Source organism: Nonomuraea sp. NPDC003707, assembly GCF_053587055.1.
In genome coordinates, this window is sequence record NZ_JBSFNK010000026.1 from 162,416 (window position 1) to 181,263 (window position 18,848).

The 18,848-nt window shown below is 69.1% G+C and carries 21 protein-coding genes and 1 tRNA gene; 19 read left to right on the forward strand and 3 right to left on the reverse strand.

Features of this window, described 5'->3' with window-relative positions; genetic code table 11:
* Positions 1–29 precede the first annotated feature (29 nt).
* From ACWDRB_RS46020 to ACWDRB_RS46040, 5 genes are all read left to right on the forward strand, one after another.
* A complete protein-coding gene (locus ACWDRB_RS46020; protein WP_449905109.1) occupies positions 30–1,259 on the forward strand; it encodes an APC family permease in 1,230 nt (409 codons plus the stop codon).
* Positions 1,260–1,316: 57 nt separating this feature from the next.
* Positions 1,317–3,188: an acyl-CoA dehydrogenase family protein gene (locus ACWDRB_RS46025; protein WP_449905111.1), complete on the forward strand. Its 1,872-nt coding sequence runs from the start codon at positions 1,317–1,319 to the stop codon at positions 3,186–3,188.
* Positions 3,189–3,394: 206 nt separating this feature from the next.
* Positions 3,395–4,663, forward strand: a complete 1,269-nt coding sequence (locus ACWDRB_RS46030) for an extracellular solute-binding protein (RefSeq protein ID WP_449905113.1) — start codon at positions 3,395–3,397, stop codon at positions 4,661–4,663.
* 66 nt (positions 4,664–4,729) lie between these two features.
* Positions 4,730–5,614, forward strand: a complete 885-nt coding sequence (locus ACWDRB_RS46035) for a carbohydrate ABC transporter permease (protein WP_449905115.1) — start codon at positions 4,730–4,732, stop codon at positions 5,612–5,614.
* Entirely contained in the window at positions 5,614–6,498 is an 885-nt protein-coding gene (locus ACWDRB_RS46040) for a carbohydrate ABC transporter permease (RefSeq protein WP_449905117.1), read from the forward strand. Before ACWDRB_RS46035 ends, ACWDRB_RS46040 begins: the two co-directional genes overlap by 1 nt.
* 3 nt (positions 6,499–6,501) lie before the next feature.
* Here ACWDRB_RS46040 and ACWDRB_RS46045 read toward each other — a convergent pair whose 3' ends face one another.
* Positions 6,502–7,242, reverse strand: coding sequence for a class I SAM-dependent methyltransferase (locus tag ACWDRB_RS46045; protein WP_350733398.1), 741 nt, complete (start codon positions 7,240–7,242; stop codon positions 6,502–6,504).
* Positions 7,243–7,369: 127 nt separating this feature from the next.
* On the opposite strand from ACWDRB_RS46045, the gene ACWDRB_RS46050 reads away from it, so the two are divergent.
* Both ACWDRB_RS46050 and ACWDRB_RS46055 read left to right on the forward strand, forming a co-directional pair.
* Positions 7,370–7,909 carry an RNA polymerase sigma factor gene (locus ACWDRB_RS46050; protein ID WP_363962172.1) on the forward strand — a complete coding sequence of 180 codons (540 nt, stop codon included), beginning with the start codon at positions 7,370–7,372 and terminating at the stop codon, positions 7,907–7,909.
* Positions 7,896–8,690 carry a hypothetical protein gene (locus ACWDRB_RS46055; RefSeq protein ID WP_449905120.1) on the forward strand — a complete coding sequence of 265 codons (795 nt, stop codon included), beginning with the start codon at positions 7,896–7,898 and terminating at the stop codon, positions 8,688–8,690. The genes ACWDRB_RS46050 and ACWDRB_RS46055 overlap by 14 nt, the downstream gene beginning before the upstream one ends.
* On the opposite strand, the gene ACWDRB_RS46060 is transcribed toward ACWDRB_RS46055, so the two are convergent.
* Positions 8,679–9,701, reverse strand: a complete 1,023-nt coding sequence (locus ACWDRB_RS46060; RefSeq protein WP_449905122.1) for an adenosine deaminase — start codon at positions 9,699–9,701, stop codon at positions 8,679–8,681. The two genes, ACWDRB_RS46055 and ACWDRB_RS46060, sit on opposite strands and share 12 nt — an antisense overlap.
* 69 nt (positions 9,702–9,770) lie before the next feature.
* Here ACWDRB_RS46060 and ACWDRB_RS46065 point away from each other — a divergent pair, with 69 nt between their 5' ends.
* The 4 genes from ACWDRB_RS46065 to ACWDRB_RS46080 are packed head-to-tail and all read left to right on the forward strand — an operon-like array spanning position 9,771 to position 12,264.
* Entirely contained in the window at positions 9,771–10,271 is a 501-nt protein-coding gene (locus ACWDRB_RS46065) for a SigE family RNA polymerase sigma factor (protein ID WP_449905124.1), read from the forward strand.
* On the forward strand, positions 10,268–11,149 hold the full coding sequence (locus ACWDRB_RS46070) for a PASTA domain-containing protein (RefSeq protein WP_449905126.1): 882 nt from the start codon (positions 10,268–10,270) through the stop codon (positions 11,147–11,149). The genes ACWDRB_RS46065 and ACWDRB_RS46070 overlap by 4 nt, the downstream gene beginning before the upstream one ends.
* A gap of 41 nt (positions 11,150–11,190) precedes the next feature.
* Positions 11,191–11,730, forward strand: coding sequence for a hypothetical protein (locus ACWDRB_RS46075; protein WP_449905128.1), 540 nt, complete (start codon positions 11,191–11,193; stop codon positions 11,728–11,730).
* Positions 11,731–11,760: 30 nt separating this feature from the next.
* On the forward strand, positions 11,761–12,264 hold the full coding sequence (locus tag ACWDRB_RS46080; protein ID WP_449905130.1) for a hypothetical protein: 504 nt from the start codon (positions 11,761–11,763) through the stop codon (positions 12,262–12,264).
* Between the two features lie 4 nt (positions 12,265–12,268).
* Here ACWDRB_RS46080 and ACWDRB_RS46085 read toward each other — a convergent pair whose 3' ends face one another.
* On the reverse strand, positions 12,269–13,477 hold the full coding sequence (locus ACWDRB_RS46085) for a pyridoxal phosphate-dependent aminotransferase (RefSeq protein ID WP_449905132.1): 1,209 nt from the start codon (positions 13,475–13,477) through the stop codon (positions 12,269–12,271).
* Positions 13,478–13,638: 161 nt separating this feature from the next.
* Between ACWDRB_RS46085 and ACWDRB_RS46090 the strand changes: the two genes are divergently transcribed.
* The 8 genes from ACWDRB_RS46090 to rplL all read left to right on the forward strand — a co-directional run bounded on the left by ACWDRB_RS46090 (position 13,639) and on the right by rplL (position 18,730).
* Positions 13,639–13,711: transfer RNA gene (locus ACWDRB_RS46090), tRNA-Trp, on the forward strand.
* 78 nt (positions 13,712–13,789) lie between these two features.
* Positions 13,790–14,038 (forward strand): preprotein translocase subunit SecE, encoded by a 249-nt coding sequence (secE, locus tag ACWDRB_RS46095; protein WP_449905134.1) that lies wholly within the window; start codon positions 13,790–13,792, stop codon positions 14,036–14,038.
* Between the two features lie 66 nt (positions 14,039–14,104).
* Positions 14,105–14,869 carry a transcription termination/antitermination protein NusG gene (gene nusG, locus ACWDRB_RS46100; protein WP_350733413.1) on the forward strand — a complete coding sequence of 255 codons (765 nt, stop codon included), beginning with the start codon at positions 14,105–14,107 and terminating at the stop codon, positions 14,867–14,869.
* 121 nt (positions 14,870–14,990) lie between these two features.
* The gene (gene rplK, locus ACWDRB_RS46105) at positions 14,991–15,422 is read left to right on the forward strand and encodes a 50S ribosomal protein L11 (protein ID WP_138719455.1); all 432 of its coding nucleotides are present in this window, start codon (positions 14,991–14,993) and stop codon (positions 15,420–15,422) included.
* A 58-nt stretch (positions 15,423–15,480) separates the two neighbouring features.
* The gene (gene rplA / locus ACWDRB_RS46110) at positions 15,481–16,200 is read left to right on the forward strand and encodes a 50S ribosomal protein L1 (RefSeq protein ID WP_350733415.1); all 720 of its coding nucleotides are present in this window, start codon (positions 15,481–15,483) and stop codon (positions 16,198–16,200) included.
* Positions 16,201–16,681: 481 nt separating this feature from the next.
* Positions 16,682–17,503: an LppX_LprAFG lipoprotein gene (locus ACWDRB_RS46115; RefSeq protein WP_363962179.1), complete on the forward strand. Its 822-nt coding sequence runs from the start codon at positions 16,682–16,684 to the stop codon at positions 17,501–17,503.
* Between the two features lie 240 nt (positions 17,504–17,743).
* A complete protein-coding gene (gene rplJ, locus ACWDRB_RS46120; protein ID WP_350733418.1) occupies positions 17,744–18,268 on the forward strand; it encodes a 50S ribosomal protein L10 in 525 nt (174 codons plus the stop codon).
* A gap of 72 nt (positions 18,269–18,340) precedes the next feature.
* Positions 18,341–18,730: a 50S ribosomal protein L7/L12 gene (gene rplL / locus ACWDRB_RS46125; RefSeq protein WP_350733420.1), complete on the forward strand. Its 390-nt coding sequence runs from the start codon at positions 18,341–18,343 to the stop codon at positions 18,728–18,730.
* The last annotated feature ends 118 nt before the right edge of the window (positions 18,731–18,848 follow it).

Consider the following 18,848-nt stretch of genomic DNA (forward strand, 5'->3'; position numbering starts at 1 on the left):
TGCCGAATGAGTGCATTAGTTTCGGCTGCATGTCGGAACATCGCATAGGCGCAGGACACGGCACGGCACTGCTGGTCGGGGCGGTCCTGGGGCCGGGGATGCTGGTGCTGCCGCACCTCGCCGCCGCTGCCGCGGGGCCCGCGTCCGTGCTGGCCTGGGCCGGGCTGCTCGCGCTGAGCGTCCCCGTCGCGCTGACCTTCGCCGCGCTCGGCGCCAGATACCCCGACGGCGGGGGAGTGGCGAGCGTCGTGGGGCTCGCGTTCGGCCGGCACGCCTCCGCCGTGGTCGGCTGGTGGTTCTACGGCGCGGTCCCCATCGGCACCGTCGCCGGCGCGCTGGTCGGCGGCCAGTACGTCGAGGCCACGCTGGGCATGGACGCCACCCTGGCCGCCTGCCTGATCCTGGGGGCCGCCTTCGCCGCCAACGCCGCCGGGCTGCGCACCTCGGGACGGCTGCAGATCGGCTTCGTCGTCCTGCTCGTCGCGCTCCTGGCCACGGCCGTGATCACCGCCGCTCCGCATGTCGACCCGGGCAACTTCACCCCCTTCGCCCCGTACGGCGCCGCGGGCGTGGCGGACGCGGCCGGTGTGCTCCTGTTCGCCTTCGTCGGCTGGGAGGCAGCCAGCCACCTGTCGGCCGAGTTCGCAGGGAAGGGGAACGGCCTGGTCCGGGCCACCACGGTGACGCTCGTCGTGATCGGGATCCTGTACGTGGGCGTGTCGGTCACCTCCGTCGGCGTGCTCGGCCCCGGCATGACCGGCGTGCCGCTCACCGCCATGCTGGAGACCGGCATCGGGCCGGCCGCGCGGCCGGTCACCGGGGTGGTGGCGGTGCTGCTGACCTTCGGCGCGGTCAACACCTATCTCGCCGGGGCCTCCCGGCTGGGTGCGGCCATGGCCAGGGACGGGGCGCTGCCGGGCTGGTTCGCCAAGGGCGGGGCGCCGGGCGAGACGCCGTACCGGAGCCTGGGGCTGCTCGCCGTCCTCAGCGTGCCCGTGCTGGTGTGGGCGGTGGATCTGGACCTGCTCATGCGGGCCACCTCGGCCTGCCTGGCCGCGGTCACGGCGGCGGGCGTGGTGGCGGCCGTGCGGATGCTGCCCGCTGGGCGGCACCGGAACACGGCCGTGGTGGGCGCCGGGCTGTCGCTCGTGGCGCTGGTGTTCTGCGGCGCCTATCTCGTGGTGCCCGCCGTGCTGGCACTGGTGGCGATCGGGGTGCTGAAAGCGAATGTTCGCCGTTCGTACAGAATCAGGCGATGAGGCGCCGTCAGGCGGGCAGTACTCCTAGCACAGGACGGCGGATCGTCGGGAGGTGCTATGACCGAGCACGCCAAGTACGCGGAGTCCAGGGAGGTCGGCGAGCAGGCGCGCGAGAAGGAGTGGACGCGGCCGAGCTTCGCCAAGCAGCTTTTCCTCGGTGACTACCGGCTGGATCTCGTGTACCCCGTGCCGACGCTGTCCGAAGAGGCGACCAAGCGGGGTGAGGAGTTCGTCAGGGCGGTGCGGCGCTACCTCGACGCCCATGTCGATCCCGCGCTCATCGAGCGGACCGCGCAGGTGCCCGACGAGGTGGTCAAGGGGCTCGCGGCGCTCGGGGCCTTCGGGATCACGATCGGCGAGGAGTACGGCGGGCTCGGGCTGCCCTACCTGTACTACTGCCGCACCCTCATCCTCGTCGGCTCCTACTGCCCGGCGCTGGCCACGCTGCTGTCGGCGCACCAGTCGATCGGGGTGCCGCAGCCGCTCAAGCTGTTCGGGACCGAGGAGCAGAAGCGGGAGTTCCTGCCGAGGTGCGCGGCGGGCGAGATCTCCGCGTTCCTGCTGACCGAGCCCGACGTGGGCTCCGACCCGGCGCGTCTGTCCACCACCGCCGTCCGCGACGGCGACGACTACGTGCTCGACGGCGTCAAGCTGTGGACGACCAACGGCGTCGTCGCCGACCTCCTGGTGGTCATGGCCAGGACCGGCAAGAAGATCAGCGCGTTCGTGGTCGAGGCCGACTCTCCCGGCATCACGGTCAAGCGGCGCAACGGCTTCATGGGGTTGCGCGGCATCGAGAACGGGGTCACCGAGTTCTCCCAGGTCAGGGTGCCGGCCAAGAACCTGATCGGGCGCGAGGGGCAGGGGCTGAAGATCGCCCTGACCACGCTCAACACGGGCCGCCTGTCGCTGCCGGCCACGTGCGCGGGCAACGCCAAGTGGGCGGTCAAGATCGCCCGCGAGTGGGGCAACGAGCGCGTGCAGTGGGGGCGCAAGGTCGGCGAGCACGAGGCCGTGGCCACGAAGATCGCGTTCATCGCGGCGACCGCGTACGCGCTCGAAGCCCTCTGCGAGCTCACCAGCCGCCTGGCCGACGACCAGCGCAACGACATCAGGATCGAGGCGGCGCTGGCCAAGCTGTACGCGTCGGAGCTGTCGTACCAGGCACTCGACGAACTGGTCCAGATCAGGGGCGGGCGAGGCTACGAGACCGCCGAGTCGCTCGTGGCGCGCGGCGAGCGCGGCGTGCCCGCCGAGCAGATGCTGCGCGACTCCCGCATCAACCGCATCTTCGAGGGCTCCTCGGAGATCATGCGCCTGATGATCACCCGCGAGGCGGTGGACGCGCACCTGTCGGCCGCCGGAGAGCTGATCAACCCGGAGGCCTCCCGCCAGGAACGCGCCCAGGCCCTGCGCCGGGCCGGCGGCTTCTACGCCAGGTGGCTGCCCACGCTGGTGGCCGGCACCGGCAACCTGCCCGCGTCGTACGGCGACTTCGGCCCGCTGGCCGCGCACCTGCGCTTCGTGGAGCGGACCAGCCGCAAGCTGGCCAGGTCCACCTTCTACGGCATGTCGCGCTGGCAGGGCCGGCTGGAGCACAAGCAGTCGTTCCTCGGCAGGCTCGTGGACATCGGGGCCGAGCTGTTCGCCATGACCGCCGTGTGCGTCAAGGCGGAGGAGGACTCCAGGGACCTCGGGCGACGGCCGTACGAGCTCGCCGACACCTTCTGCCACCAGGCACGACGCCGCGTGGACGCGCTGTTCGACCGGCTCTGGGACAACAGCGACGCGGGCGACGTGCGGCTGGCCGGCTACGTGCTCGACGGCCGCTACGGGTTCGTCGAGGAAGGCATCCTCGACCCCTCCATCGAGGGCCCGTGGATCGGCACGCCGCAGGGCGGGGAGAGCGTCCGGAGAAAGATCCTCTGACGCCCGGTCTAGACCGGTTGTGAGGTTTTCCGGGCCTCAGCGTTTTCAAACTGATACGAGCCGGTATAGACCGGCTCGTCGATCCAGGCTTACGCTGGCGCAAACGCGTCGAGCTGTACGCTCGCGTGCCCCATCCCCCAGGACGGGGTCCGTTGGCTGGTACGGACCAGCACCCGTCCGACGAGAAGGCGGTATCTCCAGTGAACATGAAGCTTGTGGGCGGCGCCGCTCTCGGCCTTGCCACGATGCTGGTCCTGTCCAGCTGCGGCTCCGGCGGTTCCGGCGGTGGCGGAGGCAACACGCAGGCGTCGGGCGGCGGGCCGGTCACCCTGAAGATGGTCGCCGCCGACTACGGCGACGGCCCCGGCAAGCCGAACTCGGGCGAGACGTTCTGGAAGGGCGTCGTGGACGAGTTCCAGGCGGCCAACCCGAACATCAAGGTCGACGTCCAGGTCATCAACTGGAACGACATCGACAAGCAGGTCGCCACCATGGTCCAGAACGGCCAGGTGCCCGACATCCTGCAGACCGGCGACTATTCCGGCTTCGTCAAGGACGGGCTGCTCTACAAGGTGGACGAGGTGCTGTCGCCGAACGTCTCGGGCGACATGCTGCAGAAGTTCGCCGAGTTCGGCAAGGTCGACGGCGCCGCGTACGGCATCCCGTTCGTCTCCTCCGCGCGGGCGCTGTTCTACAACAAGGACCTGTTCCAGAAGGCCGGCATCGCCGAGCCGCCGAAGACCTGGGACGAGCTGAAGGCCGACGCCGAGAAGCTGAAGAAGGCCGGCGTCACGCAGCCGTTCGGCCTGCCGCTCGGCCAGGAGGAGGCCCAGGGCGAGTCGTTCCTGTGGATGCTGGGCAACGGCGGCGGCTACAAGGACGCCTCCGGCAAGTGGGCGATCAACTCGCCGCAGAACGTCGAGACGTTCACGTACATGAAGGGCCTGGTCGACGCGGGCCTGACCACCCCCAACCCGGGCACCAAGGACCGTAAGACGGTCTGGGAGGACTTCGGCGCGGGCAAGGTCGGCATGGTCAACGGCGGCCCCATGTCCATCCCGATCTTCGACGCGGCCGGGCTGAAGAACTACGGCGTCGCGCCGATCCCCGGCAAGAGCGGCCCGCTCGACACCACGCTCGGCGTCATGGACTGGATCATGGCGTTCAACAAGAACGGCCACGGTGCCGAGATCAAGAAGTTCTTCGACTTCTTCTACACCGGCAGCGCCGCCCAGAAGATCTCGGACACGTACAAGCTGCTGCCTGTCACCAACGGCGGCATCCAGAAGCTGTCGGGCGACGAGAAGCTCAAGCCGTTCCTCGACGCGCTGCCCAACGCCAGCTTCTACCCCTTCCAGGACCCCAAGTGGGCCGAGGTGAACCCGGCGATCAAGCAGACCATCGGCGGGGCCGTCAAGGACGACCCGGCCAAGGTCCTCGGTGAGCTGCAGAAGACCGCCGAAGCGGCCGGCTGATACGTCGGGGGCCCGTGCGGCCGGCGCTCTCAGCGGTGCCGGCCGCACCGTCTTGGAAGGTTGCTCATGAGAAGGTTGCGCGCCCTGGAGCCCCTCGCGTGGGTCGGGCCCGCCGTGGTGCTGATCGCGCTGGTCGTCCTCTGGCCCGTGATCGAGATGATCAGATCGTCGTTCCTCAAGATCAGCCGGTTCGGGGTGGTCCAGGGGGGCAACGGCTACGCGAACTACGAGAAGCTGTTCGGTGAGAAGGACTTCGCCGACATCATGCTCCGCAGCGTGATCTGGGTGGTCGCGGTCGTCGCGCTCACCGTGCTGATCTCGCTGGCCCTCGCCCAGCTGTTCAACCAGAACTTCCCGCTGCGCAAGGTGGCCCGGTGGGCGCTGATCGCGCCGTGGGCCGCGTCGGTGCTGATGACGGCGATCATCTTCAAGTGGATGCTCGACCCCGAGGTCGGCGTGATCAACCAGATCCGGCTGAAGCTGGGGCTGATCGACGCGATGGGCGGGGCCTCGGCCGACCAGCTCGGCGACGCCTCCACCGCGATGCCGTGGCTGGTGTTCGTGGCCGTCTTCGTGTCGGTGCCGTTCACCACGTACGCGCTGCTGGCCGGGCTGGCGACGATCCCCGCCGACGTCTATGAGGCGGCCAAGATGGACGGAGCCACCCGGTTCCGGACGTACTGGTCGATCACGCTGCCGCTGCTGCGGCCCGCGCTCACCGTGGCCGCGCTCATCAACGTCATGAACGTCTTCAACAGCTTCCCGATCATCTGGGCCATGACACACGGCCAGCCCGGCTACTCCACGGCCACCTCGACGATCCTCATGTTCATCCTCAAGGGCTCGAACATCGGCGAGTCGGCGGCCATGTCCGTCGTCAACTTCGGCATGGTGATCATCCTGACCGCGATCTTCCTCAAGGTCTCCCGCTGGAACAAGGAGGTGGCGTGATGGCGATCAAGACCCTGCCGTCGCAGGCCACCCGGCCGCGGCAGCACGTCAGGCCGTCGTCGCGGCGCACGATGCCGAAGCTCAAGACCGTGCTCGTCGCGGCCGCCGCGTACGTCGTCGCGTTCGTCTTCCTGTTCCCGTACGTGGTGATGCTGCTCACCTCGCTGCGCTCCCAGGAGTCGCTGCGCGAGGTGTCGTTCTGGCCGAAGGAGTGGGTGTGGTCGAACCTCGCCAACTTCTGGGCCAGCGGCCTGGCCGGCAACCTGTGGGTGACGCTCAAGGTCGCGGGCGGCTCGACCGTGCTGGTGCTCCTGGTGGCGCTGCCGGCCGCGTACTACTCGGCCCGGCACGACTTCAGGGGGCGCACGGCCTTCCTGATCCTCGTGCTGATCACCCAGATGTTCCAGCCCACGGCCATGCTGGTCGGCATCTACCGCGAGTTCTTCCAGTTCGGGCTGGTGGACTCGATCTGGTCGCTGATCCTCGTGAACGGCGGGTTCAACCTGGCGTTCGCGGTGTGGATCCTGAACGCGTACTTCGCCTCGATCCCGCGCGAGCTGGAGGAGGCGGCGTTCATCGACGGGAACGGGCGCTTCGGGGCGCTGTTCAGGATCACGCTGCCGCTGGCCCTGCCCGGCGTGATCACGGCGCTGATCTTCACCTTCATCGCCGCCTGGAACGAGTTCGTGGTCGCCCTGACCCTGACCACGACGCCGGAGAACCAGCCGCTCACGGTGGCGCTCAACTCGTTCATCGGTCAGTACCAGGTGGACTGGCAGAACCTGTTCGCCGGGTCGGTGATCGCCACCATCCCCGTGATCATCCTCTTCGCGCTGATCGAGCGGAAGGTGGTGGGCGGCCTCACGGCCGGGTCGATCAAGTAGCGCCTACGCCTTGGGCTGGGGCACCCGTGCCACGCAGAAGACCGTCTGGCCGAACGGTGGCCTGATGAACCGCTCGATGAAGCGGGTCGTCGGGACCACCGTACGGTCGTAGATCTTGACCAGGCGCGGGTCGGGGTAGCCGACGCCGCCCCGGCGCACGGCGGCCCACCAGGCGATGCCGCCCAGGAAGTTGATCGGCTTGAGCACCTCGATGTCCAGGCCCGCCTTGGCGACCGTCGCGCCGAGCGTCTTGGGCGTGTAGCGCTGGACGTGGCCCACCTTGCGGTCGAAGTCTCCGTAGAGCTGCATGTAGCCGGGGACCCAGATGATGATCCGCCCGCCCGGCAGCGTGACCCGGGCCAGCGAGCGCAGCGCCTCGGCGTCGTCCTCGATGTGCTCCAGGACGTTCATCATGACGACGGTGTCGACCTTGTCCTCGAGCGGGATGTTCGTCGGCAGCCCGAACTGCAGGACGTCGATGTCGTCGCGGCCCGCGAACCGCTTTTCCAGCTGCTCGACGCAGTAGGGGTCGAAGTCGCTCACGACCAGCCTGTCGAGCCGCGGCAGGAACGCCTCGGCGAAGTGGCCGAGGCCAGAGCCGATCTCCAGCATCGAACGGCCGACATGCGGGGCGACCATGTCCAGCTCGTACTGCCGATAGTTCTTGGCCTCGTCCCCACCTAGGTGGTTCTCCAGGGCCTCGTCACCGGCCGCCGGTTGCACTACACGGTCATACCCAGACATAGTCCCGTTCCTTCTCGGGGGGCTCATGGATTGCCCGAGTCTAATGCCCCGATCACTGGTGACGTTCACCCGATACGCGAAAGACCCTTCCCCAGGGCACCTCGAATGGGGTGGAATCTGACTCGCCATGGACGACGACGAGGCGATCGAGCGCTCGCTCGCCGGTGACCAAGCCGCCTATGAGGTGCTGGTCGCCCGCTACAGCGCGCTCGCCCACCGTACCGCTTTCATGCTGGGGGCGGGGGACGAGGCCGAGGACGTGGTGCAGGAGGCGTTCGTCAAGGCGTTCCGGCATCTGCCGGGCTTCCGCAGGAACTCGCCGTTCCGCCCCTGGCTGCTGCGGATCGTGGCCAACGAGACCCACAACCTGACCCGGTCGCGGGGGCGCCGCTCCGAGCTGGCCTTACGGTTGAGCGCCACGGCGTCCGTGGCCGCGCCCGACGACCCCGAGGGCACCGCGGTGGCCGGCGACCGGCGCTCGCGCCTGCTGGAGGCGGTACGCCGGCTGCCCGAGCGGGAACGCCAGGCCGTCGTCTGCCGGTACTTCTTACAGCTGACCGAGGCGGAGACGGCGCAGGTGCTCGACTGGCCCGTGGGCACCGTCAAGTCCAGCACGCATCGGGGGCTGGCCCGGCTGAGGGAGGAGGTGGGCAATGAGCTCGCGTGAGCCTTTCGACGACCTGGAGGCCGAACTCCTGGCGCTCGGCGACCTCCTCGACGTCCCCGGCCCGCCGCCCGCCGACGTCGCCGCGGCCGTACGCGCCCGCCTGGAGGCTCCGGACGAGGCTTCGCGCGGTGAGGTGCCCGATCCGGCCCACGGCCCCGTCAGCGGCCCCGTCCGGCCGCACTCCCCGGTGCGCCGCCGCCGGCGCGCGAGGTGGAAGGTCGTCACGGCCGTCATCCTCGTCGTCATCGCGATCACGGCCGCGACCCCCCAGGGGCGGGCGGCGGTGGTACGGATCCTGCGGTTCGCCGGGATCGAGCTCCGGATCGGCGACACGCCGCCCAAGGCCGTCACCGGCGTCACGCCCCTGCCGTACGAGCACCCCGTGGACCGGGACGGCCTGAAGGCCGAAGTGAAGTTCCAGGTCAGGACGCCGAAGGCGCTGGGGGAGCCCGAGCGCACCACGGTGTCCGACAGGGGCCGGGTCGTGTCGATGTTCTGGCCGGGCGGGGTCCGGCTCGACCAGTTCGACGGCGGCCTGGACCCGGTGCTCTTCAAGAAGCTCGGCCCGCCCTGGCCCGACTACACCAAGGTCGGGCCGTACCAGGCCTGGTGGGTCCCGGGGGCGCACCCCCTCGGCTACCTCAGCCGCCAGGACGGCACCGAGATCCCCCTGCGCCAGGCGGGCCCCACCCTCATCTGGCAGCAGGACGCCCTGAACTACCGCCTGGAAGGCGTCAAGACCGAGGAAGAGGCCGTCCGCGTCGCCACGTCACTCGGGTGAGGCCGTCAGCCACTCGTCCACGCCCGCCAGCAGCTCCTTGCGCACCGGCTCGGGGGCCGCGGAGGAGCGTACGGACTGGCGGGCCAGCTCGGCCAGCTCCGCGTCGCTGAAGCCGTAGACGTCCCTGGCCAGCTCGTACTGGCTCAGCAGCCGCGCGCCGAACAGCAGCGGGTCGTCGGACCCCAGGGCGATCGGCACGCCCGCGTCGAACAGCCGCCGCAGCGGCACGTCGGCGGCCCGCTCGGCCACCCCCAGCCCCACGTTGGAGGTGGGGCAGACCTCGCAGCAGATCTGCCGGTCGGCCAGCCGGTGCATGAGCCGCTCGTCCTCCGCCGCCCGCACCCCGTGCCCGACCCGGTCCGCGTCCAGGTCGTCCACGCACTGCGCCACGCTGCGCGGGCCCAGCAGCTCGCCCCCGTGCGGCACGGACAGCAGCCCGCCCCGCTTGGCGATCCTGAACGCCCGCTCGAAGTCCCTCGCCTCGCCTCGCCGCTCGTCGTTGGACAGCCCGAACCCCACCACGCCCTTGCCGGCGTACTGGATGGCGAGCCGGGCCAGCGTGTTCGCGTCGAGCGGGTGGCGGGTCCTGTTGGCCGCCACGACCACCGCGATCCCGATCCCCGCGTGCTCGGCCGCCAGGCGCGCCGCGTCCAGCGTCAGCTCCAGCGTCGCCGTCAGCCCGCCGAACCGCTGCGCGTACCCCGACGGGTCCACCTGGATCTCCAGCCACCGGGACCCGGCCGCCGCCTCGTCCTCGGCCGTCTCGCGCAGCAGCCGGTAGACGTGCTCGGAACGGGTCAGCACGGACCTGGCGATGTCGTACAGCCGCTGGAACCTGAACCACCCGCGCTCGTCGGTGGCCCGCAGCTTGGGCGGCCAGTCCTCCTCCAGCGCGTCCGGCAGGTGCAGCCCCTGCTCCCTGGCCAGCTCGATAAGCGTGGAATGCCGCATCGATCCGGTGAAATGTAGGTGTAGATGCGCCTTGGGCAGCGTGTTCAGGGGCCTTGCCATTTGCATATCTTGCCACTCAACCCCGGGACCGCTTCGCGCGTTGGGGAGGGCGAAAGGGGACCTTCGCTCATGACAGATGACGATGAAGCGGCCTTCGACGAGTTCCTGGCCGCCCGGAGCACCTCGCTGCTGCGCACCGCGATCCTGGTCTGCGGAGCGACCGAGCACGACGCCGAGGACCTGGTGCAGCACGCGCTGGAGAAGGTCTACCGGCACTGGCCGCGGATCAGGTGGGACAACCCGGAGGCCTACGCGCGCAAGGTCGTCGTGAACGCGGCGATCAGCAAGGCGCGGCGGCGCAAGATCGTGCAGGAGATCACCTTCGCCCGGCCGCCCGAGACCGCCGCCGACGCTCCAGACCTCGACCTGCGCCACGCGCTCATCAGGGAGCTGCGCAGGCTGCCGCCCAAGATGCGGGCCGTGCTCGTCCTGCGCTACTGGGAGGACCAGTCGGAAGGGGATACCGCGGCCCTGCTGGGCTGCTCGGTCGGGACCGTGAAGAGCCAGGCGGCGCGGGGGCTCGCCAGGGTCCGCGAAAACATGACTGTCGCAAAGGAAGTGACCAGATGAGGATCGAGGACGACCTCGCGGACGCCATGAGGGCACACGTCGCCGACGTGCAGGCCCCGCCGGACCTGGGCAGGTCCGTACGGCGCGGCAACCGCTCGCGCGTGCTCCGCTTTCGCGTGGCGGGCGCGGCGCTCGTCACGGCGGCGGTAGCGGTGGCCGTGCCCGTGGCGCTGAACTCCGGGGAACCCGCCGGAGGGGAGGCCGCGACCGGTCAGGACCGGGCCGTGGTGCGGAACGACGTGACCGTGCCGGACGTGACGGGCAAGCCCGTCACCGAGGCGGTGCCCCTGCTGCGCGCGGCCGGCCTGCTGGCCGACATGGCGGCGGAGGAGGTGCGGAACAACCGGGTGATCGGGCAGAAGCCCGCGGCCGGGGAGCAGGTCGCGCCCGGCAGCCATGTCGAGCTCACCCTGGAGCCGCCGCCTGTCACGATGCCGCAGGACCTGGGCGATCTGGGCGACGGGCGGGAGTTCGGCGGCATCCGCCTGGATTACCTGCCGGAAGGGCTCGAATGGGGCAAGTGGTCGGGCAAGGATGGGTTCGGCAAGCACAGTTTCACCACTACCTATGACAAGCCGGGCAACGAGCCTGGGCGCTACTCCGTACAGGTGATCGTGTTCGAGGGAGAGGCCGCCAAGAGCGCCATGGCCCGCTTCCCCAAGGCCGGCGCCGAGACCGTGGACATCGGCGGCGCGAAGGCACGCCTGGCGACGCTCGGTGAGGGCGGCGAGGTCGTGTCGGAGGGCACGCTCACGGTCACCTGGACGCTGCGCGACGGGCTCGCGGTCGAGGTGTGCCTCAGCCCCGACTACGCCAAGGACGTGGACGGCCCGGCCGAGGCGAAGAAGATCGCGGAAGGCATCCGCGCGACCGGCTGAACCCGTGGTACGGATGAGGCCGAACGGGGGATCAACCTTGCATGATCCCTGAGGGGCCTGCCGGCATCGGGCAGGGAGGCCGCGCGGCGCTCACGGCGCTGGCCTTCGCGGCGACATCTCTGATCATCTACACGCTCTTCTCCTCGGGGTTCGGGCGTCCGCGCCCGGCCCCTGTGGAGGGCCCTGTCATGGTCGGGGCCTCCGTCGCCGAGGCCACCCTCGCGGTGGTCTCCGACGATCTCTGGCTCACCTACCTCCCCGCTGGGCTGGAGCGCAGCGGCGGGGGACCCGTCAAGCCGAAGGGGTCGTGGGCCAGGTTCGGCTCGGCCCAGCGGTTCGTGGAGGCCCAGGTCGAGCCCGCCGCCGACTGGGTGAGCTACACCAGGAAGGCCGCCCTGCTCGACGCCCGCCCCGTCACCGTGCGCGGCAGGCCCGCCGTGGTCGGCAGGCATCCGAACGGCGGTCGGACGATCATCTGGATGGAGCGCGCGGGCACGGGGGCGTGGATCCGGGTCAGCGATTCCCTCGGTGGCGAACTGGTGGCAATTGCTGCCTCAGTCAAGAGTCCTGTAGGAGACTGAGAGCCTTTTCCATGCGTTCCTGGGGGGTCGATGCGGCGTCTGGCAGCGGTGCTCCTCATGTTCGCGCTGAGCGGGTGCGGCGCGGACGACGTGCCCGCGCCCGAGGCGATCGCCTCGCCGCCGTCCTCCGCGCACGCCCCGCACCAGGGCGTCTGGCTGGCCTGCGGCCAGACCAAGGTGGGGCTGCCCGCCATGCCCGAGGGGATGACCAGGGCGGGCTCGTTCGGCCGCCTGGGCTCGCTCACCCGCCCGCTGGAGGCCAAAGGCGTGATCTGGCGGCGCGAGGACGAGCAGATGTACGTCGGCGTCGTGTGCGGGGCGCGGACCGCCGAGGAGTTCGTCACGCTGGTCGCCAGGTCGTCGCTGACGGCGTACCGGGGCATGCCGGCGCTGCGCTGGAACACGCGCACCGGCGTGCGCAACTTCATGTGGCTGCAGCGGCCGGGCACCGCGGTCTACATCGCCGCGACGCCCGGCCTGGCAGCCCAGATCAGGCACGTCGCCGCCGGCGTCGCCCTGGACCAGGCACCCTGAACGACTAGTGCGCCTCTGACAGCAGCTTGGCCACCCGGCTGACGCCCTCGACCAGGTCGTCGTCGCCCAGCGCGTACGACAGGCGGAAGTAGCCCGGCGTGCCGAACGCCTCGCCCGGCACCACCGCCACCTCGGCCTCCTCCAGGATCAGCTCGGCCAGCTCGCCGGACGACCGCGGCCGACGGCCGCGCAGCTCCTTGCCGATCAGCTCTTTTACCGACGGGTACGCGTAGAACGCCCCCTTCGGTTCCGGGCAGAACACGCCCGGGATCTCGTTGAGCATCCGGACCATCGTCTGGCGGCGCCGGTCGAACGCCGTGCGCATCTCCGCCACCGCCGACAGGTCGCCGGACACGGCGGCCAGCGCGGCCACCTGGGACACGTTGGCGACGTTGGAGGTGGCGTGGGACTGCAGGTTGGTGGCCGCCTTGACGACGTCGGAGGGGCCGATCAGCCAGCCCACGCGCCAGCCGGTCATCGCGTAGGTCTTGGCCACGCCGTTGAGGATCACGACCCGGTCGCCGAGCTCGGGCACGGCCGTGGCGATGCTGGTGAACTCGGCGCCGCCGTACACGAGGTGCTCGTAGATCTCGTCCGTGACGACCCACAGGCCGTGCTCGGCCGCCCAGCGGCCGATCGCCTCCGTCTGCTCGCGGGAGTAGACGGCGCCCGTCGGGTTGCACGGCGAGACGAACAGCAGGACCTTGGTCCGCTCGGTGCGCGCGGCCTCCAGCTGCTCGACGCTCGCCAGGTAGCCGGTGGACTCGTCGGTCACGACGTCGACCTGCACGCCGCCGGCCAGCTTGATCGCCTCGGGATAGGTGGTCCAGTAGGGCGCCACGACCAGGACCTCGTCGCCCGGGTCGAGCAGCGTCGCGAACGCCTCGTAGACCGCCTGCTTGCCGCCGTTGGTGACCAGCACCTGCGAGGCCTCGACCGCGTAGCCGGAGTCGCGCCGGGTCTTGTCGGCGATGGCCTGCTTGAGCTCGGGCAGGCCGCCCGCCGGCGTGTACTTGTGGAAGCGCGGCTCGCGGGCGGCCTGGATCGCCGCCTCGACGATGTAGCCGGGCGTCGGGAAGTCGGGCTCGCCCGCGCCGAAGCCGATGACGGGCCGCCCGGCCGCCTTCATCGCCTTGGCCTTGGCGTCCACGGCGAGCGTGGCGGACTCGGAAATAGCGGAGATTCTCGCGGAGACGCGGGGTCGGGTGGACATGGCTCCATGGTCCCATGTGCTCGGTGACCTGGGCGATCGGGATTGGGTTCGACGTACCCGGCAATCACCCGTATGCTTTCGATCGGTCCTTCCGCACCGCATGTCGGCGAGCGGTTCGGTCCAGGCAGTGGGTCGATCAGGGTAGTCTGGTCTAGCGACATAGGGCACTGGCGCAATTGGTAGCGCACCGGTCTCCAAAACCGGCGGTTGGGGGTTCGAGTCCCTCGTGCCCTGCGAGTGCGGTCCGCGCAATAATGGGCGTGTAAGCGCGCCGCAAAACTGCGTTGGATACGACAGATTCAGGTGAGGACTGTGGCGATCGACACGCGCGGCGAGACCGCCGACAAGCCGAGTGGCGAAAAGAAGACGCGCACTTCGCCTGCCCTTTTCTATCGGCAGGTCGTCAACGAGCTCCGCAAGGTCATCTGGCCGACACGCAAGGATCTCATCACCTACACCACGGTCGTTCTGGTATTCGTTCTGATCATGGTGGCGATCGTGTACGGGCTCGACAGCGCCCTGGGATGGGCAGTCCTCAAGGTCTTCGGCGGCGGCGGCTGATCGAGACGCCGCCGGTGACAGCTGACGGAGTCGCCAGTTCGATACGACGAAAGAGGAAGAGTCACCGTGTCCGAGTCTTCAGTTCCGGCCGGCGAGTCCCGCGAGGAGTGGGACGACGAGCTGGAAGAGGCCACTGAGGAGTCCGCCGAGGAGGCGGAGCTCCAGGAGGAGGCCGAGGTCGCGGAGAGCGACGAGGCAGCCGAGGCTTCCGACGTCGAGGACGAGACGGTTCTTCCCGACGTCGATCCCGTCGAGGAGTTCAAGAGCTCGCTGCGCGGCCTTCCCGGTGAGTGGTACGTCATCCACTCCTACGCCGGTTACGAGAATCGCGTGAAGTCCAACATCGAGAGCCGCAACGTGTCGCTCAACATGGAGGACTACATCTACCAGGTCGAGGTGCCGACGCACACCGTCCAGGAGTTCAAGAGCGGCAAGAAGGTGCCGGTCAAGGAGCGCGTGCTGCCCGGCTATGTGCTGGTGCGCATGGAGCTGACCGACGAGTCCTGGGCCGCCGTGCGTAACACGCCCGGTGTGACCGGCTTCGTCGGCCTGTCCAACAAGCCGAGCCCGCTCAGCCTCGACGAGGTCGCCAAGCTGCTGGCGCCCGAGCCGACCGAGGAGACCAAGAAGGCCGCCTCCAAGGCGAGCGCCGGCCCCGCGGTCGAGTTCGAGATCGGCGAGTCCGTCACGGTCATGGACGGCCCGTTCGCCACGCTGCCGGCCTCGGTGAGCGAGATCAGCCCCGAGTCGCAGAAGCTCAAGGTGCTTGTCTCGATCTTCGGCCGCGAGACCCCGGTCGAGCTCTCGTTCAACCAGGTCTCGAAGATCTAGGACAATCACATACACTGAGACGTTCGGTCGGCCGCCTGATCATAAGGGCGGCCTCCGACGTGTCAGGGCTGCAATCCGCTGGCCCTGACAGGCATCGCAATCAGGACCCGGAGAAGGACAAATGCCTCCGAAGAAGAAAATCGCCGCTCTGGTGAAGGTCCAGCTCCCCGCTGGACAGGCCACCCCGGCGCCGCCGGTGGGTACCGCGCTCGGTCCCCACGGTGTGAACATCATGGACTTCGTCAAGCAGTACAACGCTGCGACGGAGTCCCAGCGGGGCAACATCATCCCCGTTGAGATCACCATTTTCGAAGACCGCAGCTTCACCTTCATCACGAAGACGCCGCCGGCGCCTGAGCTGATCAAGAAGGCCCTGGGTCTCGACAAGGGCAGCGCGGTCCCGCACCGCGACAAGGTGGGCAAGCTCAGCCGCGAGCAGCTGCGCAGCATCGCCGAGACGAAGATGCCCGACCTCAACGCCAACGACATCGAGGCGGCCGAGAAGATCATCGCCGGCACCGCCCGGTCGATGGGCATCACCGTCGCCGAGTAACACCCTTTCCAGACGTTGTGGGAGGGCCCTCGGGCCCGCGTACCACTAGGAGTTAGCAATGAAGCGCAGCAAGGCGCACAAGGACGCGGCCGGCAAGGTCGACCGCGACAAGCTCTACACGCCCATCGAGGCAGCGAAGCTGGCCAAGGAGACGTCGACCACCAAGTTCGACGCCACCGTCGAGGTCGCGCTGCGGCTGGGCGTCGACCCTCGTAAGGCCGACCAGATCGTGCGCGGCACGGTCAACCTCCCGCACGGCACCGGCAAGACCGCCCGGGTCCTGGTCTTCGCGACCGGTGACCGTGCCGAGGCGGCCCGCGAGGTGGGTGCCGACATCGTCGGCGCCGACGAGCTGATCGACGAGATCTCCAAGGGCAACCGGCTCAACGAGTTCGACGCCGTGGTGGCCACGCCCGACATGATGGGCAAGGTGGGTCGCCTGGGCCGCGTGCTCGGTCCGCGCGGTCTCATGCCCAACCCCAAGACCGGCACGGTGACGCCCGACGTCGCCAAGGCCGTCACGGAGATCAAGGGCGGCAAGATCGAGTTCCGCACCGACCGCCAGGCCAACCTCCACTTCATCATCGGCAAGACGTCGTTCGGCGAGCGCCAGCTCATCGAGAACTACGCCGCCGCCCTTGACGAGGTGCTGCGTCTCAAGCCGTCCGCGGCCAAGGGGCGCTACCTGAAGAAGGTCACGTTCTCCACGACCATGGGCCCCGGCGTCCCGGTCGACCCGAACGTCACGCGCGGCCTCACCGCTGAGCTCGACGCGTAAGCGTTTTTCTGATCGAGCCTCGCCCGGTTTCGGGCGGGGCTCTTTCTTTTTCCTCTGGCGGGCTGTGGTTTCTCGCGGAGGGCCGTTTTCCCGCGGCGGGCCGTGGCCACCGCCCCGCGTACGGGGACCGCCTCCGAGCGGCGTGGGATGGCCCCCCGCACCCGGGGACCCGCGCGGGGCCGGGCGCTTCGATGCGGCTTGCCGGTGGCTTTGGGGCGGGCGTGTGCCGGCGCTGTCGGTCGCGCTCGGGCGGTGGGTGGGCGCCGCCCGGGCGATGGGCAGGACCGTGATCGCGGTGTGGTGGCGTTCCGCCGTGCGGCGCCGGGCTGGGGTGGCTCGCCCGAGGTCGTCAGGCAGGCGGGCCTGGGCTGAGTCGAGTTGTGCAGGGAATGTGTGAGGGGTGTGGGGGATAACCCTGGGTTTTCCCTTATTTATGAGGGGAAGTCGCTACGGCGATGCCACTTAAAAGTAGGGTCAAGACATGCTGAAGCGCACGATAGGACTCACTGCGGCCGGTGCCGCGCTCGTCGTGGCGGCGGTCGCCGGTTGTGGATCGAACGCCCAGCCCATCCAGGTCAACCTGGCCGCCTCTGAGGTGCTCGCGCAGGCCGCGCAGAAGACCTCCGAGGTCAGCAGCTACACGGTCGACGCCGTGGTGAACGTCACGCACCCGCAGGAGGGCTCGGGCAAGGTGCAGGGGCGCATGCTCTACCAGAGCAAGCCCCAGCTCGCCGTGGACCTCACCCTGGACACCGTCGACATGGGCGGGAAGAGCCTGCCGGGCGGCGTGCGCGCCGTGCTGCAGGGCGACACCGTCTACGTCAAGGTGGAGGCGCTCAAGGACCTCGTGGGCGCGACCAAGCCGTGGATCAAGGTATCGCTCAGCGAGATGGGCGACTCCTCGCAGGTGAACGACTACCTGAGCAAGATCCAGCAGTTCGACCTGGGCAACGTGACCAAGCTCGTCACGGCTTCGCAGGACGTGAAGTCGGCCGGCAACGAGAGCGTCAACGGCACGGACACCACGCACTACAGCGGCACGTTCCCGGTGGACGCGGCCGTGCAGCTGCTGCCCGCCGACCAGCAGGAGCAGGCGCGTACGAACCTGGCGGAGCTCAAGGACGTCAAGTTCGACATCTGGGTGGCCTCCGACGGCCTGCCGCGCAAGCTCGCGCTGAACGGCTCCAAGGAAGGCGCCACGCTCGACGCCACCCTGCTCTTCAAGGGCTTCAACGAGCCGGTGACCATCGAGGCCCCGCCCGCTGACCAGGTCGGAGAGATGCCCAAGGGCACGACCAACTGAGAACGATTTGGAAACTCGGCGGCCAGGACGTAGTCTGGTCGTTGCCGAAGACCGCCGGTCGTCGTCAGGTGCCTCAATGCCTGGCGACCGAAGGATCCATATCTTGTGGACGGCCCGCGCAGGTGTGATGCGAGTTTCCCGCATGGTGTGACCCATGTGCGTGAGCCCCGTGTGCGCCCTGCGCCCGGGGCTGTTCTCATTTTCAGGGCCTTCGCCGGCGGCACATCTGGAAGGAGGCCCATGGCGAGGGCGGATAAGGCGACAGCGGTTGCCGAGCTCAAGAGTGAGTTCGAAGGCAGCGCTGCCGCCGTTCTGACCGAGTACCGCGGTCTCACCGTCGCGCAGCTCAAGGAGCTGCGTAAGTCTCTCGGTGAGAATGCGAAGTTCGCCGTGGCGAAGAACACCCTGACCAAGATTGCGGCCAACCAGGCCGGATTCTCGGGTCTCGATGACCTGCTCGCCGGTCCGACCGCGATCGCCTTCGTCAACGGCGACGTTGTCGAGGCCGCCAAGGGTCTGCGTGACTTCGCCAAGGCCAATCCCCTTCTGGTGATCAAGGGCGGTGTCCTCGAGGGCAAGACGCTCGACGCCACCGAGATCACCAAGCTCGCCGACCTCGAGTCCCGCGAGGTCCTCCTCGCGAAGCTTGCTGGCGCGCTCAAGGCGAAGCAGAGCGCTGCCGCTGCTGTGTTCGCCGCGCTCCCCACGCAGATGGCTCAGCTGGCCGATGCCCTGCGCGCGAAGCGCGACGAGGCGGGCGAGTAACACGGGGGTTGCCGCAACACCCGCGGTCCCGTTTCTAGTTTCAGCAAGTCCCGAACGTAAGGAAAAAGCATCATGGCGAAGCTCAGCACCGACGAGCTGCTCGACGCGTTCAAGGAGATGACCCTCCTCGAGCTGTCCGAGTTCGTGAAGCAGTTCGAAGAGGTCTTCGACGTCAAGGCCGCCGCCCCCGTCGCCGTTGCCGCCGCCGCCCCCGCGGGTGGCGCCGAGGCCCCGGCCGTTGAGGAGCAGGACGAGTTCGACGTCATCCTCGAGGCTGCCGGCGACAAGAAGATCCAGGTCATCAAGGAGATCCGCGCCCTCACGTCCCTGGGCCTCAAGGAGGCCAAGGACCTGGTGGACGGCGCTCCCAAGGCCGTCTTCGACGGCAAGGTCAACAAGGAGCAGGCGGAGAAGGCCAAGGCTGCCCTCGAGGGCGCCGGCGCCACCGTGACCGTCAAGTAAGACGGTTTCTGTTCGCTGAAAAGGGGCGGGGACATCCTGGTGCCGGATGTCCGCCGCCCCTTTTTCGTGCCCTGAGCAACCTCGCTCAGGAGATTCTCATGTCCGTCTCATCGCGCCG

Excerpts from the sequence above, each read along its gene's own strand:
- ACWDRB_RS46020 (WP_449905109.1), top strand. The coding sequence starts at position 30 with ATGTCGGAACATCGCATAGGCGCAGGACACGGCACGGCACTGCTGGTC.
- ACWDRB_RS46025 (WP_449905111.1), top strand. The coding sequence starts at position 1,317 with ATGACCGAGCACGCCAAGTACGCGGAGTCCAGGGAGGTCGGCGAGCAG.
- ACWDRB_RS46030 (WP_449905113.1), top strand. The coding sequence starts at position 3,395 with ATGAAGCTTGTGGGCGGCGCCGCTCTCGGCCTTGCCACGATGCTGGTC.
- ACWDRB_RS46035 (WP_449905115.1), top strand. The coding sequence starts at position 4,730 with ATGAGAAGGTTGCGCGCCCTGGAGCCCCTCGCGTGGGTCGGGCCCGCC.
- ACWDRB_RS46040 (WP_449905117.1), top strand. The coding sequence starts at position 5,614 with ATGGCGATCAAGACCCTGCCGTCGCAGGCCACCCGGCCGCGGCAGCAC.
- ACWDRB_RS46045 (WP_350733398.1), bottom strand. The coding sequence starts at position 7,242 with ATGTCTGGGTATGACCGTGTAGTGCAACCGGCGGCCGGTGACGAGGCC.
- ACWDRB_RS46050 (WP_363962172.1), top strand. The coding sequence starts at position 7,370 with ATGGACGACGACGAGGCGATCGAGCGCTCGCTCGCCGGTGACCAAGCC.
- ACWDRB_RS46055 (WP_449905120.1), top strand. The coding sequence starts at position 7,896 with ATGAGCTCGCGTGAGCCTTTCGACGACCTGGAGGCCGAACTCCTGGCG.
- ACWDRB_RS46060 (WP_449905122.1), bottom strand. The coding sequence starts at position 9,701 with ATGGCAAGGCCCCTGAACACGCTGCCCAAGGCGCATCTACACCTACAT.
- ACWDRB_RS46065 (WP_449905124.1), top strand. The coding sequence starts at position 9,771 with ATGACAGATGACGATGAAGCGGCCTTCGACGAGTTCCTGGCCGCCCGG.
- ACWDRB_RS46070 (WP_449905126.1), top strand. The coding sequence starts at position 10,268 with ATGAGGATCGAGGACGACCTCGCGGACGCCATGAGGGCACACGTCGCC.
- ACWDRB_RS46075 (WP_449905128.1), top strand. The coding sequence starts at position 11,191 with ATGATCCCTGAGGGGCCTGCCGGCATCGGGCAGGGAGGCCGCGCGGCG.
- ACWDRB_RS46080 (WP_449905130.1), top strand. The coding sequence starts at position 11,761 with ATGCGGCGTCTGGCAGCGGTGCTCCTCATGTTCGCGCTGAGCGGGTGC.
- ACWDRB_RS46085 (WP_449905132.1), bottom strand. The coding sequence starts at position 13,477 with ATGTCCACCCGACCCCGCGTCTCCGCGAGAATCTCCGCTATTTCCGAG.
- rplK (WP_138719455.1), top strand. The coding sequence starts at position 14,991 with ATGCCTCCGAAGAAGAAAATCGCCGCTCTGGTGAAGGTCCAGCTCCCC.
- rplA (WP_350733415.1), top strand. The coding sequence starts at position 15,481 with ATGAAGCGCAGCAAGGCGCACAAGGACGCGGCCGGCAAGGTCGACCGC.
- ACWDRB_RS46115 (WP_363962179.1), top strand. The coding sequence starts at position 16,682 with ATGCTGAAGCGCACGATAGGACTCACTGCGGCCGGTGCCGCGCTCGTC.
- rplJ (WP_350733418.1), top strand. The coding sequence starts at position 17,744 with ATGGCGAGGGCGGATAAGGCGACAGCGGTTGCCGAGCTCAAGAGTGAG.
- rplL (WP_350733420.1), top strand. The coding sequence starts at position 18,341 with ATGGCGAAGCTCAGCACCGACGAGCTGCTCGACGCGTTCAAGGAGATG.